The organism is Streptomyces sp. HSW2009, from assembly GCF_040240285.1.
In the GTDB taxonomy this organism is placed as follows: Bacteria; Actinomycetota; Actinomycetes; order Streptomycetales; family Streptomycetaceae; genus Streptomyces.
The window spans coordinates 1-13,696 of sequence record NZ_JBEHZD010000168.1; the positions used below are offsets into that span (position 1 = coordinate 1).

15 protein-coding genes are annotated in these 13,696 nt (G+C 70.5%); 4 read left to right on the forward strand and 11 right to left on the reverse strand.

Annotation, left to right across the window (positions count from 1 at the left end; translation table 11 throughout):
* Positions 1–550: 550 nt before the first annotated feature.
* Entirely contained in the window at positions 551–751 is a 201-nt protein-coding gene (locus AAHZ94_RS15040) for a hypothetical protein (protein ID WP_349993384.1), read from the reverse strand.
* A gap of 104 nt (positions 752–855) precedes the next feature.
* Positions 856–1,464 carry a YdcF family protein gene (locus AAHZ94_RS15045; protein WP_349993385.1) on the reverse strand — a complete coding sequence of 203 codons (609 nt, stop codon included), beginning with the start codon at positions 1,462–1,464 and terminating at the stop codon, positions 856–858.
* A 221-nt stretch (positions 1,465–1,685) separates the two neighbouring features.
* On the opposite strand from AAHZ94_RS15045, the gene AAHZ94_RS15050 reads away from it, so the two are divergent.
* Positions 1,686–2,186 carry a helix-turn-helix domain-containing protein gene (locus AAHZ94_RS15050; protein WP_349993386.1) on the forward strand — a complete coding sequence of 167 codons (501 nt, stop codon included), beginning with the start codon at positions 1,686–1,688 and terminating at the stop codon, positions 2,184–2,186.
* 42 nt (positions 2,187–2,228) lie between these two features.
* Here AAHZ94_RS15050 and AAHZ94_RS15055 read toward each other — a convergent pair whose 3' ends face one another.
* The 8 genes from AAHZ94_RS15055 to AAHZ94_RS15090 all read right to left on the reverse strand — a co-directional run bounded on the left by AAHZ94_RS15055 (position 2,229) and on the right by AAHZ94_RS15090 (position 9,755).
* Positions 2,229–2,741: a DUF2004 domain-containing protein gene (locus tag AAHZ94_RS15055; RefSeq protein WP_349993387.1), complete on the reverse strand. Its 513-nt coding sequence runs from the start codon at positions 2,739–2,741 to the stop codon at positions 2,229–2,231.
* A 146-nt stretch (positions 2,742–2,887) separates the two neighbouring features.
* Positions 2,888–4,291, reverse strand: a complete 1,404-nt coding sequence (locus tag AAHZ94_RS15060) for an MFS transporter (protein ID WP_349993388.1) — start codon at positions 4,289–4,291, stop codon at positions 2,888–2,890.
* A 216-nt stretch (positions 4,292–4,507) separates the two neighbouring features.
* Positions 4,508–4,672 carry a hypothetical protein gene (locus AAHZ94_RS15065; RefSeq protein WP_349993389.1) on the reverse strand — a complete coding sequence of 55 codons (165 nt, stop codon included), beginning with the start codon at positions 4,670–4,672 and terminating at the stop codon, positions 4,508–4,510.
* Positions 4,669–5,283, reverse strand: coding sequence for a YdcF family protein (locus tag AAHZ94_RS15070; protein ID WP_349993390.1), 615 nt, complete (start codon positions 5,281–5,283; stop codon positions 4,669–4,671). The genes AAHZ94_RS15065 and AAHZ94_RS15070 overlap by 4 nt, the downstream gene beginning before the upstream one ends.
* 74 nt (positions 5,284–5,357) lie before the next feature.
* On the reverse strand, positions 5,358–6,401 hold the full coding sequence (locus AAHZ94_RS15075) for an NsdA family TPR-like regulatory protein (protein WP_502964678.1): 1,044 nt from the start codon (positions 6,399–6,401) through the stop codon (positions 5,358–5,360).
* Between the two features lie 83 nt (positions 6,402–6,484).
* A complete protein-coding gene (locus AAHZ94_RS15080; protein WP_349993392.1) occupies positions 6,485–7,669 on the reverse strand; it encodes a helix-turn-helix transcriptional regulator in 1,185 nt (394 codons plus the stop codon).
* 61 nt (positions 7,670–7,730) lie between these two features.
* Positions 7,731–8,450: a 5-formyltetrahydrofolate cyclo-ligase gene (locus AAHZ94_RS15085; protein WP_349993393.1), complete on the reverse strand. Its 720-nt coding sequence runs from the start codon at positions 8,448–8,450 to the stop codon at positions 7,731–7,733.
* Positions 8,451–8,465: 15 nt separating this feature from the next.
* Positions 8,466–9,755: an NsdA family TPR-like regulatory protein gene (locus AAHZ94_RS15090; protein ID WP_502964679.1), complete on the reverse strand. Its 1,290-nt coding sequence runs from the start codon at positions 9,753–9,755 to the stop codon at positions 8,466–8,468.
* Between the two features lie 367 nt (positions 9,756–10,122).
* On the opposite strand from AAHZ94_RS15090, the gene AAHZ94_RS15095 reads away from it, so the two are divergent.
* The 3 genes from AAHZ94_RS15095 to AAHZ94_RS15105 all read left to right on the forward strand — a co-directional run bounded on the left by AAHZ94_RS15095 (position 10,123) and on the right by AAHZ94_RS15105 (position 13,108).
* Entirely contained in the window at positions 10,123–10,518 is a 396-nt protein-coding gene (locus AAHZ94_RS15095; protein WP_349993395.1) for a hypothetical protein, read from the forward strand.
* Entirely contained in the window at positions 10,515–11,033 is a 519-nt protein-coding gene (locus tag AAHZ94_RS15100; protein ID WP_349993396.1) for an NUDIX hydrolase, read from the forward strand. Before AAHZ94_RS15095 ends, AAHZ94_RS15100 begins: the two co-directional genes overlap by 4 nt.
* 1,370 nt (positions 11,034–12,403) lie before the next feature.
* Positions 12,404–13,108 carry a phosphotransferase gene (locus AAHZ94_RS15105; protein WP_349993397.1) on the forward strand — a complete coding sequence of 235 codons (705 nt, stop codon included), beginning with the start codon at positions 12,404–12,406 and terminating at the stop codon, positions 13,106–13,108.
* A gap of 181 nt (positions 13,109–13,289) precedes the next feature.
* Here the strand turns inward: AAHZ94_RS15105 and AAHZ94_RS15110 are convergent.
* Positions 13,290–13,696, reverse strand: a 407-nt coding sequence (locus AAHZ94_RS15110) for a hypothetical protein (RefSeq protein WP_349993398.1), incomplete at its 5' end; no start/stop codon positions are given.

Genomic DNA, 13,696 nt, shown 5'->3' on the forward strand with positions numbered 1-13,696 from the left:
GGGGGGTGTGGTTTTTGTTTAACTCCACCCGCGTGTGGGGGGGGGGCCGCCCCCCCCGCCCCCCCACCGCCCCAGCCCACTGGCTCGCTAGCGCTAGCCCACTAGCTCCCTGGCCAGCTACGTATGTGCCCATCCCACAAGGAGAGAACGTGACCAAGCGCCTCATCGCAGGCCGAGCCCGTCGGCTGATCCTCGGTGTGACGGCCGGCGGTGCCCTGGCCCTGGCCGGCTGGGCCACCGTCGCCAGCGCGGACGCCGGCGGCGGCGCCAAGCCGTCCACCCGGCCGGCCGTCTCCGAGCCGGACGCGGCCCCCGCGGAGGTCGCACGGCCGGTCCCGCCGAAGGACAAGCCCGCGCCCGTCCCCGCCCCGCCGAAGGGCAAGCCGGCCCCCGCGCCGGTCCCGCCGAAGGGCAAGCCGGCACCCGCCCCCGTACCCCCGAGGGACGAGCCCGCGCCCGCCCCCGTACCGCCCACGAGCAAGCCCGCGCCGCCCCCGCGGGTCGAGGCTCCCGGCCGGCCGGCCGAGCCCAGCCCGATCCCGGACGTGCACTACACGCCGGGCCAGTCGGCCGTCCCCGCGCCGGCCCCCCCCCCCGCCGGCCCGGGGCCCCGGGCGCCGCCCCCCCCCCCGGCCCCCCCCCGCCCCGCGCCCCCCCCGCCCCCCCCCCCCCCCCCGCGCCCCCCGGGGCCCCCCCCCCCCCCCCCCCCGCCCCCGGGGCCCCCCCCCCCCCCGCCCCGCGGGGGCGACACCTGCGCCCGCCCCACAACCCGCTCTGCCGCCCAGCCCCCGCCCCCACCCATCACTCACGCCACGCCACGCCCACCACTCACGCCGCACGCCTCGCGCCCGGCCCTCACCCCCGCCACGCGCCCCCCACCAGCCGCACCGGTCGCAGGCTCCCGCCGGCCACCCGCCGTGACACCTCCTCCCACTCCCGCACCACCCGCCGCTCCCCCTCCGGTATGAGCGGCCAGTCGGCCCGGGTCACCGCCCGGCCCCCATACACCGGCTCCCAGGTCACGGCGTGGAACGGCCCGATCTCCGGCGCCAGCGTGGCCAGGCAGTGCACCGCACTCCGGTGGAACCACTTGCCGACCACCGTCACGGGCAGCCCGGCGGCCTTCGCCTCCCGCAGGTACGGCAGCGAGAACTCCACGTTCTGCCAGGTGTTGGCGGCCATCGCCTCACACCGGATCACCGCGTCGGGCACCCCCCGCTCGATCAGCAGCCGCCGGAACTCGGGCGCCGCCACGAACCCACTGTGCCGGTTCACCCCACCGGTCACGATGATCAGCCGCGCCAACCCCTGCCGATACCACTCGGTGGCGATCTCCGCAGGCTGCACCTGGCTGCTCCCGAACACGAACAGCGCCCCCGCCACCCCCACCGGCGGCGGCGCCTGAATATCGACGTACGACGTGATCTCGTCCACCTGCTCGGGATGAAGGCTCTGCGTGTCCATGGGGCTGGTCCTCGACGCTCTCGTACGGGTGCCTGGGGATGCCCCAAATCTAGACAGCCCGGGACCAGTTGCGGCCATTCACGTACGGGGGAAGTGCGGTGGCCGGGGGGTGGGGTTGGGTTGAGGTTGGGTTGGGGTTGCCCCCTGCGCCGACTGTGCCCGCTGTGTCTGCTGCGTTCGCCGCGCCGACCGCGGGTACCTCACCTGATAGGTCCCACCCCATGCCCGAGCCCGCCTCCCGCCCCGTGCAACTGCCGTACGACCAGCAGAAACTCGCAAACGACGCCCGCACCAAGCTCCGGGCCCACCTGGCGGAGCACCAGACCGCCACCCGGGTCTCCTTCACCTTCAACGTGACGGACGACGGCGCCGACGAACCCCTCACGCTCCCCCGTGAGGCCGTAGAACTCCTCGCAACCGCACTCGACCACCTCGCGGCCGGCCGCGGCGTCGCCCTCGTCGCGTCCGCTGCCGAACTCACCACGCAACAGGCCGCCGACCTGCTCAACGTGTCCCGCCCCTTCCTGATCGGCCTCCTGGAAGCCGGCGAGATCGCCCACCGCACGGTCGGCACGCACCGCAGGATCACCACGTCGTCCCTCCTGGACTACCAGCGCAAGGACGACCACCGCCGCCAACAGATGGCTGACGAGCTCACGCAACTCGGCCAGGAGATGGGCGCCGTCGGACCGGGCCGGGGCAGGGCCCTGCCCAGGCATTGAGTCCCACCAGAAATGCGCCCCCCGCCGCCCCCCCGTCCGCCCCTAGCTCTCCCACCCAATCGAACTGACCCCGCGATCAGCGTCGAACCGTACGCACAGCACCTCGTCCGAATCCTCCGGTACGAGGGCGAAGTCCAGCCAGAAGGACAGCTCGCCGTCGGGGGCCTGGTGGAAGGCGAGGCCCGTGGCGCGGAAGAGGTCCGCCATGGCCGCCGGCGAGCCCTTACCGGAGAGGAACGCGCGCGCCGCCGCCGGGAAGTCGCCCTCCAGGTCGCCGAGCTCTTCGACATGGAAGCGGACGAACTCCACCACGCTCGAATCCATCTCGGCGAGCTCCCCACGAAGGGCGGATCGTGCCTGGTCAACCAGTTCGTGGAAGGCGTCGACGGTCGGTGCGACCGTGGCCAGGAGCCGGGGTTCGGTGCTCACTTCCTCGGCGATGTGCAGCCAGCAAGAATCCCCGTCGGCCCCACCCACCACGACCTGCCCGGCGAACCCACTCGCGGCGTCGAATTCGAGCGTCCCGACGAGCGTGGACGTGATGGTGGTCTGCATGCTGCCATGGTGACACGGGGCGAAATCCGGCCTCGGGCGGGCTGGGGCGGGGCCGGGGTGAGGCGGGCCTCGGTGAGGCGGGCCGGGGCGGGCCGAGCCCGGGAACCGGACCCAGCCACCCCCGTAGCCCCCCCCCCGTACACACATCAATGCCGCTCCGCAGCCGCCTTCCGCGGGAGCAGCGGCAGGCACAAGGCGCAGGCCAGCACGATCCCCAGGACGAGGAGCAGGCTGGTGGTCACGGCGTGCGGGGAGCCGTGGGCATCGGCGCCGGCGAGATACACGGTGGAGATGAGTGCAGCGCCCATAGCGTTGGCAAGTTGCTGAACCGCGTTGAGGGTGCCGCTGGCGCTGCCGGCCTGTTCCTCGGTGACGTCACCGAGCGCGACGGCGAACACCGAGCCGAAGCAACTCCCCATCCCGAGACCGCACACCAGCAGCGGAAGGGCCAGCGCCCACAGGGCGTCCGGGGCGAGCCGCACCACCGCCAGGTATCCCACGATCCCGGCCGCGACCAGCGCGAGCCCGGCGGCGACCAGCCGACGCCCCGACTCGGCGGCCACACCCCGCGCGGCGAAGGCGGCGGCGATGATGCCCAGCGACATCGGCGCCATGATCCCGGCGGCGGCCAGCGGGCCCAGATGGTGGCCCTGTTGCAGATAGAGCGAGGTCACGTACAGCAGGCCGGCAACGGCGGCGAAGAAGACCGAGCCGACGAGCAGCCCGGCGACGAAGCCGCGGTTACGGAACAGGGCCGGGGTCAGGAATGGGTCCGCACTGCGCATCTGGTACACGGCGAACATCAGCAACAGCACGGCTCCGACGGCCATCGCCCCGACCGAACGCGCCTGCCAGTCCCCGCTTCCCCCGTCGCCCAACCCCCAGAGCACACCGAGCAACCCGCAGATCAGCACGAGCGCGGCGGCCGGGTCGAGCACCACGCTGCTGTCCCCCGGATGGTCGGGCAGCAACCTGGCAGCGACGATGAAGAGTCCGATCCCGAGGACGACGTTGATCAGGAAAACCGACCGCCAGCCGAGCCCGAAGGGGTCGAGATGGATGAGGGCGCCGGCGACGACGGGCCCGCTGATCGCGCTCATCCCCATCAGCGGCCCGAACAGGCCGAACATCTTCCCGAGTTGATCGCGCGGAAACGTACGTAGCAGGATGCTGAACCCCTGCGGGATGAGCAGAGCGCCGAACCCGCCCTGCACGATGCGCGCCCCGATGATGCCGAGAGGCTCACCGGCGAACGAGCAGCCGGCCGACCCGATGGTGAAGCCGGCCAGCCCGATGAGGAACATCCGGCGGGTGCCGAACTTGTCACCCAGCCGGGCCCCGAGTACGAGCATCGAGCCCAGCGCGAGCGCGTAACTCGACCCCAGCCAGGGCGTCAAAGATGAAGATCCATGCAGGTCATCGACGATCGAGGGCGCCGCGATGTTGGTGACGGTCGTACTGAGGAGGTCGAGGACGTCGGCGACCAAGATGGTCGCGAAGATCCACCACCGCACGGCCGGTGCGGGAGGGGAGGAGGCGTTGTCGGGCATGCCAGAGCACTCTCTGTCCGAGAGATTCAGACGAGCCGCACTGGACTCGTCGTGCTGGCCGGAAACCCCGACATGGCTGCGCGCTGCGCGGGCCACTGCACCTTACGGGGGCCACGATAGGTGGCCCCGCAGGCCATCACCAGTCAATAAGACTGACCAACCGGGAACAGTGCGGGTCGTCCAGATCGCCCGGCACCGTCCCTTCCACCTCCTCGTTCAGCGCGGGAGCGACGCAAGCACGGTGGTCAGCGCCCCGGAGAGTTGTACACCAACGGCGACACGGATGAACCGGCCGCTGGACAGAGGCCCGTGGATTTCATGGAGCAGCAGGCGCACGATGTCCGCCTGCTGCTCGGCGATGTCCCCGTAGGTCACGGTCATGCCTCACATGGTTGCCAGGCCCCATCGACCCGTCGTACGTCGCGAAAACTGCCGTCCCGTACGCGGCGAGCCGACTCCTCCCACTCCCGGAACACGCGCCGCTTCCCGTCGGGGACGTGTGCCCAGTTCTCCCGCGTGACCACCTGCCCCGCGTACACCGGCTCCCAGGACAGCACGTGGAACCGCGCGATGTCGGGCGCGAGCGTGGCCAGGCAGTGCAGGGTGCGCCGGTGGTACCACTTCCCGATCGCGGTCACCGGCAGACCCGCTTCTTGCGCCTCGCGAAGAAAAGGCAGTGCGAATTCGACGTTCTGCCACGTGTTGGCCGACCGGTCCTCACAGCGAATGACCGTATCGGGCACACCCCGCTCCAGCAGGAGTTTCCGAAACTCCTGAGCCTCGACCACACCGTTGTGCCGATTGACTCCCCCGGTGAGGATGATGAGCGGGGCCAAACCCTCCCGATAGCGATCGGCCGCGATCTCCGCCGGCCCAAGCTGATTGGTCCCGAAAACGAAGAGCGCACCGGGCTCAGCGGGAGGCGGTGCATCGATGTCGACGGCGTCTGCGATGTCTTGCGCCTCGTCTGAGGTGAGATTTTCTGCTGCCATGGGGGCTCCTGGGTCTCGTTTGACGGACCGTTCGGGGCGGCGGGATCGTACGGGGACGGGCTGGGGGCGCCCCGTTACGCTGCCTGGATCTCGCGCGACCGCTCCGCGAAATCCACCACCAACCGGTGTGCGCCGAACGGCGCCATCCCGCGCCGCACGTCGCGCACGGCTTCCACGCACCGCGAGGACTTCACCCGCTTGGCGAGGCCGATCGCCCGCACACCGGCGGCGTGTGCCGACTCAAGGTCGCGGCGTTGAAGGTGGGTGGTGGCCAGGGCGGCTTGGGAAAGCGCTCCGCGGCGGGCGCGGTGCTGGCGCTTTGCGGCGCGGATGGATTCCTGTGCATGGGTTTCGGCCTTGGCCGGGTCCGCGAGGTCCCGGAAGGTGTGGGCGTATTCACCGTGCAGATAGGCGGCGTCGATGAACTGCGCCCATTCCTGTTCCGCCGCCGGCCGTACGCGCTCGAATGCCGTTTGCGATGCCTCCACCGCGCGGGTGGCCGCCCGGCGGTCTCCCAGCCTGGCCAGCGCCCGCGCCTCCAGGCACCACAGGTCCGCCAGGCAGGCGGGCGAGGCCGCCTTCCCCAGCCCGTGCCGCCCGGCCTGCGCAAGGCTCCGCCCCTCGCTCGGATTCCCCAACAGGGTGGCCTGGTCGGCCATTCCCGCCAGTACGTGCGCACCCAGTGCGGCATTTCCGGATTCCTCGGCGAGTCTGAGCGCCTGAATCAAATACCGCTGGGACGTGCCGTGTTCGCCGTTGTCGTATGCCATCCAGCCGAGCAGATAGGTCTGCTCGGCTGCGGCTTCGGAGAGCGCACGCCGTACGACCGTGGTTTGCGGGGAGCGCAGTAGTGCATGGACATGGCCGCCCACGTAGCGGGCCAGCACGTGCTGGCCGGCGCCGCCGCCCCGCATGACGTCCAGGTGCTGGAATTCCGCAAAGGTGGCCCGCACGGAGCGCACGTCCGCCATTCTTACGCGCGTCCCGCCGTTGAATTGCTCCGCCGCCGGACCGGGCCCACTCCCTCCCCGCTGGCTTCCTCCGAACTGGTCTCCGAACCGCCCGCCGGCTGCTACTGCTGCCAGTGGTGCCACCGCCAGGAAGTCACGTCGTTGCACGTCGCACTCCTCAGATCAAGGGGGAGACGCCCAGCACCCTCCGCAGCCGAAGAATTGCGCCGGGGCGTCATCACCGTGTTACCTCAGATTTCGTACGGGTCCTCGCTTATCCGCTTACTGATGTGGTCGAGCGCATCCCGCAGACCGCTGGGCGCGTCGGTCATGGCTCTTCCCCGGTTGGCTGCCCGGTCCAGAATGTTCAGGGTGGCGATCGATGACATCTCGCCCAGGGCCGGGATGAGCTTTTCTGCTTCGCTCTCTGCCGTGCGCCAGGATCTGACCGCGATCAGGCTGTCCAGGAGGCGTACGGCTGCCACGTTCTGATATCCCACGTGCGCATCGGGCTCGTCCTGCATCGCCCGTTCCAGGGGCGGAATGGCCTCGTGCCAGGCTTCGGCCTCGTGTAGGGCCCGGCCCTGTTGTCGGTCGATTTCGCGTGCCGATACCCACCAGGCCCAATGGGGTTCGTCGCGGGCAGTGCTCTCCTGGAGCAGTGCGCGGGCCCGGGCGAAGGACTCCGCCGCTTCTGTGCCGCTGCCGGTCCCGGAAAGGCCCTGCGCTTCGCGGGCCCGGAACATCGCCTCAACCCGCGGGGTCAGCCGACCTCGGTCCAACACCGTACGGGCAATGGCCAATTCCTCCCGGGGCCGCCCGGTCCACCCTGCGAGCATCCCCAGGTTCTGGAGCGTAAGGAGTTCGATGGACCGGTCGCCGGAAAGTCCTGCGAGATAGAGCGCTTCCTGACTGAATCGTCGGGACGCGCCGAACTTCCCCTCGTTGAAAAGCGCCCAGCCGGCGATTTCGGCGAGTTCAGCGGCTGCCGCCTGAATGTCGCGCTGCTGGTCGGCAGCGTAATCGCCCTTGCCGAGCCGGTGGTGCACGACCTTGAAGGACCGGACCGCCGCATCGGCGATGGGAAGCCCCAACATCGCATTGTCCAGGGCGATGAGTCGACTGGAAATGCTCCGGATCGTAGGGGCGAATCCGTCACCGCATACCGCGTCGCCGTCCGCGAGGCCCCGAATCGTCGCCTCCATGGGCGTGTGGGGTTCCTTCAGCGTACGAACGCTCACTCCCAGCGCCTCGGCGAGAAAGGGCAGCCATTCACGCGGCGTGCGCCGCCCCTTCTCGTACCGACTGATCTCCTGCGGCCCAACCGGAGCGCCCGCCATGCCGGCGACCCGACACGCCTCGCGCCCGAGCCGCGTCTGCGTCCACCCGCGCTCCTCGCGAAGGCGCTTGATGTTGGCCCCGATCACGCTGGTCATGCGGCCATTGTGGCCCACCTGCGCCGCGGCACCCTTGCCGGAAGCGCATCCGCCCATGCTCCTATGCACGGCGTTTCGCCAACGCGGGTATGGCATCCACCATTTGGTCGTCGAGTGATTCCCATAGGACACCGGACGGCCTTCGAGACGGTGGGCACTCGATCACTCTCTCCGGTGTCACGATGAAGTCCACCCGGAAGTCGTGCGCATCCTCCGGCAACTCCTCATCAATTACTTGGAGTTCATGAACCGTGGTGACAATGGGGGTCTTCGCATCGATGAGACCCGCCTCCTGAAGAAGCGCGATCTCGATATCCGAATAGCCCGCCCCCTTGCCCAACCGCACTCCTTGCCGGTTCACAGCAACGCTGCCGCACACCACCACGTCCACCGGCAGCATGCCCGAAAGGTCCACGGGCCGTCCGTGCCGCACGGCGACGTGTCGTTCGGCTACGTCACGCGGTGGGGCGCCGAGATCGTAGGGGTCGAGCAAGAAGAAGGGCAGTTCGCTGGCCAGCCTCGGCGAGGCCATATAGACGCGCTTGTTCTGCTCCAACGCCTTGGCCCGCACGGGCAATTGCGCACGATCGGGCACGGCCTTGACAACACCAGCAGCGCGCCAGAAGTCCAACTCGTCCAGGTGGGACGCCGCCGCTTCCGCCCCCTCAAAGGCCGGAATCCGGCCACTGCCTCCGCCGGGGGCAACCCGCTCACGGTCGAGCAGCGACCAGACGCGCTCACGCACTCCTTGTTTGGCTTCCCGAATGTGGCCGCTACTCATGTCAGACCTCTCTGATCAAGGGGAGGCGATCAAACCGAACAGGCGGTCATTGGTTTCGCGCACTCCGGACAGCGTGTTCCAGGCTTGCAGTTCCCTCCCAGCCCGAAAGATCAGATTCAACCCACCGCCACCCCGATGCCCCGCTACCACACTGATGGCCTCACCCACGGTATGAATGGCTTCGTCTACGTTGCCCTGACGCAGTTGCGCTAGGGCTAGATTGCCGAGGACGATGGCATGCGTTTTCGACCCACTACGCACTTCCGCAACCGTCGCCTCCAGCTTCTTTTCGGCGCGGCAGGCGTCGTCCAGATACAGGAAACACGATCCAGCCATGCGATTGAACTGGCCAGGCGATGCCATGGACCTTCCCGGGTCATCCTCCTTGGCAACTTCTAGGCACTTCTCAGCATCGGCAAGACAGTTCTCACAATCCCGCTGCTGCTTGAGCATGGCGTGGGCTTCGGCCTGATGCAGTATTGCCAGTCCCGCGAGGATGCTACTGCGACCGCTCACCGTTTCATACGTGTATCGCAGCGCATCCAATGCGATGCGTGGATTCTTTTCACCGTAGAGATCCACGAAGGAGTTCCGCAGCAGGGCAGATCCCTCAGCTACCGGATCGCATAATTCGCGCGCTGCATCCGCAGCCTGCCTGAAGTATTTCCGGGCGGTTCCGTTATCCGTCCGCGCCGATGCATCCCAAGCCAGTTTCCCCATCAGCGTCGATGTCTCAGCGGTTGCCGCATGGAGATCTCGGCGTACGGCGTAACTCATCGTCTGGTGTTGCCAGTTGACTAGGGTACCCAGATGGCGCCCCACCTCCGGAAGCAGAGCGATGGACGGCTCTCCTGCATATCGAGTGCTCACCTCCTCGACCTCCCGTCGCAGGTAGGCGACCGTCACGAGATCGAGCCTTCCGGACCCTTCTCCTGCAGCCCTCGAAGGGTCGGCAAAGTGGCTGCCGAAGTGGCTTTCAGAAGCCACCACCCCGGAGGGCTCCCACGGGCGAGGCAGGATTCCCAGCATGGGTCCGGGAATTCCGAGCCCATCACAGATCCGCTCGATCACCGCCTGACCACGCACGTTGCGCTCGCCTCGAATGATGTCGCTCACGCGGGACGTGGTCATCTTCCCAACAGCGCTCGCGATATCGGCATGGCTCGACCCCGTGCGCCTATTAACGAGGCGAAAGATCTCTTGGAAGTCACGAGCTGCACACGCTCGTCGCATCGCGCCACTTGCTAAAAGCTCGTCGGGAATGAGGAACGACTGCCGTTGTGGATTGACTGCATGGTGGCCCATTTTCACCCAGCAGGGTCGGCAATGGTGGTGGCCGCTCCAGAGTAGCCCACCTCATGACGGGGATCCCCAAGAATCGGGGTGGGGATCCCCGCTGCGGCTTCTGCCGCCATGCCCAGCCGACCAGGCTTGTTACGGCAAAGAAAAGTCCTTGCCAGCCTGCTTCCGTGTTCTCCCGCGAAGGGCAGCCAAACACGTGCGATCCAAACCATCAGAACGTCTTCGGCGTCAGCGCACCTCACTCCGCAGCCGTCCGCCAGGAACACGGCGATCGGAACACATCCCTGCACCACAGGCACCGCGGGCTCCCACCTTGGCCCTACCCCCTTGTCTCGCCCTCCCCAGCCCCTCTCTCCCACCGAGGCGTCGCATGCCCCCCACCACCCGCTCCCACGTGCTGACCGGCCAGCACGCCGTGCAGCTCGCCGAAGGGACCGTGTTGCGGTTCTTCCTGGCCCGGGGGGACGAGGTCGGTGGGCCGGGGGAATGGGGGGCCGTTACTGATGCGGAGTTTCAGTACGCGTACGAGATCGCCCTGTTCGATCCCGCGGGGATCGCCGTCGGGGAGTTGCGGCCCAATGCGCGGCGGGTGCACGTGCCCTTGGACTCCGTGGTGGGGGTCGGTGGGTTCTTGTGGGCCGACGGGGCCGCCGATGCCGGCGGTTCCGGCGGCTCGGCCGGCGTCATGACGACCAATGGGAAGACGCCGCAGGACTGCGGGCTGCTGCTGGCGGAGTTCCTGGTGGAAACCGGGGGTGCGGCATGACCGAACGCGTGGTGCGGGTGGCCCTGTTGGTGTGGCAGCCGGTGGACCCGGGGGCGCCCGGGGACGTGGCGCGCGGGTGGCCGCGGGTATTGCTCACGCGCGACGTCCGCTCGCCCTGGCAGTTGCCCGCCGTGGTGCTGCGTCCGGTGGAGGCCGTGATGGGGGCGGCTGGCCGGGTCGCGTACGCGCTGGGGCTCGAACTGCCGAAGGCGCACCGGGTCCTCGCCGTCGAACAGCACCCGCCGGGGCCGACCGGGGGCGAGCAGTTGACGCTGGTGGTGGACGGCGGCTGGGTCGCGGGGGCCGAGGTCGCCGTGGGGGAGCACGCCGCGTTCCTGTGCACGCACGACTGCCAGCACCACAGCCGCTGGGCCGGCGCCGACGAGTGGGAGACGGACGGCACGCTCGTCGCCGCCCTCGGCGCGGCCGTGGGGAAGTTCCCGGCGTTCGTCGTCGATCAGGAGGGTCAGGAGGGTTTGGAGGGGCAGGGCGGCGCCGATGCCACCGCCGGTTGAGTCCGTGGAGGGGGCGGCGGGGCGCGGGGCGCCGGAGAGCGGGGTGGTCGGGCGCCGCAGCATCGGGGCACGGGGACCCCCGAGCAGCCGTGAGCCCGGTGCCGGATGGCGGTGGCTGGGACCGCCGACACCCACCCGCACCCGCGCGAGGAGGGGCCCCGTGCGCCAGCGCTTCACCGGCGCGCCCCAACCCGTGAACGACCGACCCCGCCGCGTACCGAAGCTCCAACCTCCCTACCCGCGCGTCGAGTTGTACGGGGCGCGCCCGCTGGGCACAGTCGTGGGTACGGGCGGGCGGACACCCCGACCCCCGCGCCGTCCTGGCCTCCGCCACACCACGGAGGCACCCGGGACCCCGCCCCGGACGCCCACGGTCCACCTCGGCCTCAGCCAGCCGGTCGGCCCGAACCCGGCCAGCCACACCAACCGGCCAGCCGGACAGCAGCCGCCCCGGCCCCACCCCCACCCACACCAACTAGCCAAGCCACGTCAACAACCCGGCCGCCCCCACACCCACACCCACACCCACTAGTCAGGCCGCACCAACCGACCCCACCACATCAGCCGCCCCTGCCAGAGCAGCCAACCCAGCCGGGACCGACCGGCCCGGCCGGGACCAACCAGCCCCACCACCACAGCCGGCCCAGGCGTCCCAGTCAGCCCAGTCAGCCCAGCCGGCCCAAGCGATCCGACCGGTCCAGACAGGCCAGCCGGTCCCAAAGGGAAGCAGTTCGGGCGGAAAGTATGCATCACGAGACACCTGGCGGGCGGAACCGAAACATGGCGGGTGACGGTCGTAAGAAATGTGGCACCAACGGAACGCCATCGACCGACCAACAGGGCCAGGAACCCTGGTCGGCACGGGCTGCGAAGCCCGTAAAGTAGCGGTACGGAAAGGGAATTGAGCATGGGGCACACCCTGAGCGAATGTGATCACGACTGGGTCGGCTGGAGCGGCAAGACCCGTTGCCGCAAGTGCGGCACCACGCAGAACTGACCGATCCGTACCGTATGGTCCGATCCATGCGGTATTGAGCTCGCCGTGCGGGAGCGGGAGACGGTGATCCGGCCGGGGCGGCCCGGCCGTCGCGGCGGGCGCGAGCAACCCATCCACCCCACGGGAGCTAGGGGCGCGGGAACCAGCGGTCCGGCGCCCCCGGCCCCGGCGAGTGAACGGAACACGATGGCAGAACGCGTGCGGTGGGCCGACCTCCCCGCCGTCCTGCGCCGCGCCGTCGAGGCGCGGGCCCCGCCGGGGGGGGGCCCCCCCGCGGGGGGGCGGGGGGGCCCCGGGGGCCCCCCGGGGCGCCCGCGGGGGGCCGGGCGCCCCGGGGGGCGCCCCCCCCGGCCGGGTCGTCCGCGCCGCCGAGGTGTCCGAGGGGCTCAACTGTTCCCTCGCCCTCACCCTCGACACACAGCATGGCGACTCCGTGTTCCTGAAGGGCGTACGGGCCTCCGCGCGCGCCGAGGCCGCCGGTCTACGGTGCGAACAGCAGGTCAACGCCGTGGTCGCCGCGTTGGACGTCGGCCCGAAGATCCAGCACAGCTTCGTCTCCGCGGGCTGGCACTGCCTCGCCTTCGCGTACGTCAGGGGCGGGCACGCCGACCTCGGGCCCGGCTCCCGGCATCTGGCGGCCGTGGCGGACACGCTGCGCCGGGTACCGGACGGCCGGCTGCCGCGGCTGGCCCTGCCGCACTTCGCCGAGCGGTTCGCGGCCCATCTGCGCCCCGACGAGGCGCGGGCGCTCGCCGGGCCGCACCTGCTGCACACCGACACCAATCCGCACAACTTGCTGATCGAGGCGGAGAGTGGCCGGGCGTACGTCGTGGACTGGGCCATGCCGGCGCGCGGCCCCGCCTGGGGCGACGCCGCGTACACGGCCGTACGGCTCCTGGAGTGCGGCCATCCGCCGAGGTCCGCGCGGCAGTGGCTGGCCGGATTCGACTCCTGGCGGGCCGCGGAACCCGCCTCCGTGGCCGCCTTCGTGAACGCCGTCTGCCGGCAGTGGGTCGCCACCGTCGGCGAACGCGACGCGGAGCCGAGCAATGCGCGTTTCCGCAGCTTGCTGGGGTGAGCTGGCGCTCGGCCGGGTGATGGGACCTGGTGTCGGCTGGCCCGGGCCGGTTCGCCACCTTCCCCTTCCGGGCACGAGCCCCGGGGCGCCGGCGCGGCCCGGCCCCGCACGGCCCGCGCCGTCGCTGTGCCCCGATCCCGTACGGCCTGTTTCGGCCGGCGCCACCCGTCAACAGCCGGCGTCACCCGGCGTCGTCCACGCCACCCGGCACTCCCGCGGCGCCAGCGTGCCCGTTCGCCCTCGCCTCCACGGCACCGTGCGGGCCCGCCGCCGTGCCCTCGTCCGGGCCCGATTCCGCCCTGTCGTACGGGTCGACCGGCTCGTACGGGCGCATCCCGGCGTGGCGGCCCGGGGGGCGGGTGAGGAGGTGGCGGGGGTCCGTCGCGCGGGTGATGGCCGATTCGACGGCGGCGATCCGGTCGGCCAGCAGACCGAGCACGGCCACCGCGTCGGCCAGCCCGGGGGCGCCCGCGCCCGTATCCGCCCCCGCCCCCCCTGCCGCGGCCCCCCCCCCCCCCCGCCCCCCCCCCCCGGACCCCCCCCCCCCCCCCCCCCCCCCCCCCCCCCCCCCCCCCCCCCCCCCCCCCC

Coding starts and splice junctions, on each gene's coding strand:
- AAHZ94_RS15085 (WP_349993393.1), bottom strand. CDS start 8,450: ATGAGTAGCGGCCACATTCGGGAAGCCAAACAAGGAGTGCGTGAGCGC.
- AAHZ94_RS15065 (WP_349993389.1), bottom strand. CDS start 4,672: ATGACCGTGACCTACGGGGACATCGCCGAGCAGCAGGCGGACATCGTG.
- AAHZ94_RS15095 (WP_349993395.1), top strand. CDS start 10,123: ATGCCCCCCACCACCCGCTCCCACGTGCTGACCGGCCAGCACGCCGTG.
- AAHZ94_RS15055 (WP_349993387.1), bottom strand. CDS start 2,741: ATGCAGACCACCATCACGTCCACGCTCGTCGGGACGCTCGAATTCGAC.
- AAHZ94_RS15100 (WP_349993396.1), top strand. CDS start 10,515: ATGACCGAACGCGTGGTGCGGGTGGCCCTGTTGGTGTGGCAGCCGGTG.
- AAHZ94_RS15080 (WP_349993392.1), bottom strand. CDS start 7,669: ATGACCAGCGTGATCGGGGCCAACATCAAGCGCCTTCGCGAGGAGCGC.
- AAHZ94_RS15090 (WP_502964679.1), bottom strand. CDS start 9,755: ATGGGCCACCATGCAGTCAATCCACAACGGCAGTCGTTCCTCATTCCC.
- AAHZ94_RS15060 (WP_349993388.1), bottom strand. CDS start 4,291: ATGCCCGACAACGCCTCCTCCCCTCCCGCACCGGCCGTGCGGTGGTGG.
- AAHZ94_RS15045 (WP_349993385.1), bottom strand. CDS start 1,464: ATGGACACGCAGAGCCTTCATCCCGAGCAGGTGGACGAGATCACGTCG.
- AAHZ94_RS15070 (WP_349993390.1), bottom strand. CDS start 5,283: ATGGCAGCAGAAAATCTCACCTCAGACGAGGCGCAAGACATCGCAGAC.
- AAHZ94_RS15050 (WP_349993386.1), top strand. CDS start 1,686: ATGCCCGAGCCCGCCTCCCGCCCCGTGCAACTGCCGTACGACCAGCAG.